Origin of the sequence: Acinetobacter sp. YH12086 (assembly GCF_013419345.1) — a bacterium.
Lineage (GTDB): Bacteria > Pseudomonadota > Gammaproteobacteria > Pseudomonadales > Moraxellaceae > Acinetobacter > Acinetobacter amyesii.
On the sequence record NZ_VPAF01000041.1, the window covers coordinates 1 to 3414 of the forward strand.

General features: G+C 45.6%; 4 protein-coding genes. All 4 read right to left on the reverse strand.

All coding sequences use genetic code 11. The features are described 5' to 3' along the window. Window positions 1-214: 214 nt before the first annotated feature. Window positions 215-439 carry a hypothetical protein gene (locus FTU29_RS17080; protein WP_000743213.1) on the reverse strand — a complete coding sequence of 75 codons (225 nt, stop codon included), beginning with the start codon at window positions 437-439 and terminating at the stop codon, window positions 215-217. Continuing rightward, window positions 436-1173 (reverse strand): recombinase family protein, encoded by a 738-nt coding sequence (locus tag FTU29_RS17085; protein ID WP_001366550.1) that lies wholly within the window; start codon window positions 1171-1173, stop codon window positions 436-438. The genes FTU29_RS17080 and FTU29_RS17085 overlap by 4 nt, the downstream gene beginning before the upstream one ends. A 148-nt stretch (window positions 1174-1321) precedes the next feature. Continuing rightward, entirely contained in the window at window positions 1322-2488 is a 1167-nt protein-coding gene (locus FTU29_RS17090) for a tetracycline-inactivating monooxygenase Tet(X3) (RefSeq protein ID WP_024160783.1), read from the reverse strand. A gap of 189 nt (window positions 2489-2677) precedes the next feature. Next, complete coding sequence (locus tag FTU29_RS17095) at window positions 2678-3271, reverse strand: tyrosine-type recombinase/integrase (protein WP_205779272.1); 594 nt, start codon at window positions 3269-3271, stop codon at window positions 2678-2680. Window positions 3272-3414 lie beyond the last annotated feature (143 nt).

The following is a 3414-nucleotide window of genomic DNA, read 5'->3' on the forward strand; positions in this document are numbered from 1 at the left end:
GCATGTTCCGCGTCCTTGCAATACTGTGTTTACATACAGTCTATCGCTTAGCGGAAAGTTCTTTTACCCTCAGCCGAAATGCCTGCCGTTGCTAGACATTGCCAGCCAGTGCCCGTCACTCCCACTCGATTGTAAACAAGCACACAAAACCCTTTAGTGACAACAATTTGCAAGAACTATCAGGCTCAGTGCCATGAAAAATACCATGACCAGATCATGAGGTTGAACACGGCTTGCGCCGGCAGCGTTCACGCTCCTGGTCGGCGATCTCGCCCGGCTGCAATGCTAGCTCAGCATCGGTCATGCGCTCCAGCACGTCGCGTAGGCGGATGGTGCAAGGAATGGGCGGCAGCTCGAACTCATAGCCGCCGGCGATCATTTCGGCCGCAATCTCCTCGGTGATGAAAAACGGCTCGTCGTCTTGGTTCGGCTTCTTCATGCCCTTTCCTCCTGGCGCTCATCCTGGCCGACAGCGGCCAGGGCATCGGCTTCCGTCAATGCGTCCTCCACGAACGCGCCGTGCTGCTTCGCTTCGGCCTGGCTGACCTCGGCCCATATCCGTTTCACCTGGGCCGCACTGTACCCGGCCAGCTCGGCGGTCTTGTTGATGCTGTAGCCGGACTTGCGCAGCGCGACAACTTGGGCGCGGCGCTTCGGATCAGCACGGCGGCCCTTGTACCGCCCGGCCTGGCGGGCCAACTCAATGCCTTGGCGCTGGCGTTCGCGCCTGTCCTCGTAGTCGTCGCGGGCCATCTGCAAGGCCAGGCGAAAAAGCATGATCTGCACGGCTTCCAGCACGATCTTGGCGACGCCCTGGGCCTCGGCCGCCAGGTCGGATAGATCGACCACGCCAGGGACGGCCAGGCGTGCGCCTTTGGCCTGTATCGAGGCCACCAGGCGCTCGGCCTCGGGCAAAGGTAGGCGGCTGATGCGGTCGATCTTCTCGGCAATGACCACCTCGCCGGGCTGTAGGTCGCCGATCATGCGCAGCAGCTCAGGCCGGTCGGCGCGTGCGCCGGATGCCTTCTCACGGTAGATGCCGGCGACGTAGTAGCCGGCGGCCTTCGCGGCCGTAGTGATCGCCTCTTGGCGTTCCAAGTCCTGCGCGTCGGTGCTGACGCGCAGATAGACCCGCGCCACCATCGGCGCGGCTACTGGCTTCGTCCTGCGCATACTTGCGGGCTCCTTTGGGCATACTCAAATGCACCCATCTTAAACTGGCAGCTAATGTACAAAAGTTGATAGAAGCACACAAGTTCAATTTTGCACTTCTGCCCCACTATTGCAAAACTGCTTGTTAGTAGCCGTTTTTTCTTACTGTTTATAGATTCAATAATTTTTGAAACGAAAAATTGGGACTAAACATTTCGGTTTCGTTTTCTGTCGATTCGTCCTGCGTATCTTTTGCATAAACAAACATTTGTTGTTCGTAGTTTTCGATGGCATTTTCAATACTTGTAAATTCTCCGTTTGTAAGGTTTTCAGACAATATCAAAGCATCCAATAATCCCGTATTTACACCCTGTCCTGCAAAAGGCGACATCAAATGAGCAGCATCGCCAATCATTGTTATGGGTAATGGACGGTTACTTTTCCAATCATTGTTCAAAGGAAATTTCCTTGTGGGCAAGCATTGAAATGTTGATACCGAACGTATTAATTGTTTGTAAACTTCACTCCATTTGGAAAATCTTTTCAATAAAAAATCGGCAACGCTGTTTCTGTCCTGAAAATCTAAGGGAATTTTATTTTTCCATTCATCGGGCGTTTTAAAACTAATTCCTAAATACAATGCACCATTATTATTGGGATTGGCAAACAATAAAATGCCCTGATGTCCCGCCATTAATCGGTTGCCGTTGCATAGCTGAAAAAATCCGGGACAGTTTATTTCCGGTTGAAGAATATCAGCTTGGATGTTGAAAGTACCGGTTTCTTCAACTTGCGTGTCGGTAACAAAGCTCCTTATTTTCGACATTCCACCATTGGCAAGAATAACCAAATCTGCTGTTTCACTCGGTTTATTCTCAAAAGTTAGTGTCCACTTCTTCTTACCAGGTTCAAGCATAACAAGTTTTCTATCCCAAATAACCGTGTCGTTTTCTAAACTATTCAACAAGATAGCCCTTAAGTCATTTCTGTTTATTTCAGGATTGTCAAATCGATTTTCGGGCTTTACATTTTTTGTGGATAAAATATTGCCTTTTTCATCAGCAATATTTACACCCATTGGTAAGGCTAAGTCATAATAAGTTTGTAACAATCCCGCTTTTTTCATTGCTTCCTGACCTGAACCTTTGTGTAGGTCAAGGGTTCCACCAAAAATTCTTGCCTCTCGGTCGTTGTCTCTTTCGTAAACTGAAACGTCTATGCCGTTTTGCTGTAATAATTTTGCCATAGTCAGTCCAACGGGTCCACCACCAATTATTGCAACGTTCTTATCACTAAGTAAATTCATTTGTTTGTCCGTATCTATTCGCATTGTCATTCAAAAATGGCACATAACAAGTGGCTATACGCCAAATGGCGTATATATCCACTATATCTTATTTTGCTAAACCTTTCATTATCAGTGACAAATCCGTTTTCAACCGTTTACCGTTCGTTTCTACTCTCTCAAAAGGATTTATATTCATAGTGCTTTTTGTTAAGTTTTGCTCAAATATACAAATCCTTTCTATATATCTAACAAATCCATCGGACTTTTTAATTGTTCCATTCCCTTGGTGGTAATATGTGTATAAACCTCAGTTGTTTTACTGCTTGAATGACCTAACAACGATTGAATATAACGTAAACTCGTACCATTCTCAAGCAAATGCGTTGCAAAGCTATGTCGTAAGGTATGTACAGTAACTTCCTTTTGAATCTTTGCTTTTAAAACAGCTGCTTTAAAAATGTTTTGAATACTTCGGCTTGAGTATGCGCCACCTTTTTGACCTTCAAATAAATAATCTTTTGGTTTATATTCCATAAAGTATGTTCTTAAAATAATTAATGTTTTCTCAGATAAAATGGTATAACGATCTCTTTTTCCTTTTGACTGTTCTATACGAATTTGCATGCGCTTGGAGTCAATGTCTTTTATTTTCAGGTTTATACATTCAGAAATGCGCAAACCTGCCGAATAAATAGTCATCAGAATAGCCTTGTGTTTCACGTTTTCAATAGCGCGTAGTACCCGAATGGTTTCTTCTTCACTCATCACAACAGGAAGTGTTTTTTCTTTTTTTGGTCTTTCGATGAAATATGTTTTCCGTTGTCCACCCAAAACACGTTCGTAATAAAACTGGCACTGTTGCAAAGTTAGCGATGAGGCAGCCTTTTGTCTTATTCAAAGGCCTTACATTTCAAAAACTCTGCTTACCAGGCGCATTTCGCCCAGGGGATCACCATAATAAAATGCTGAGGCCT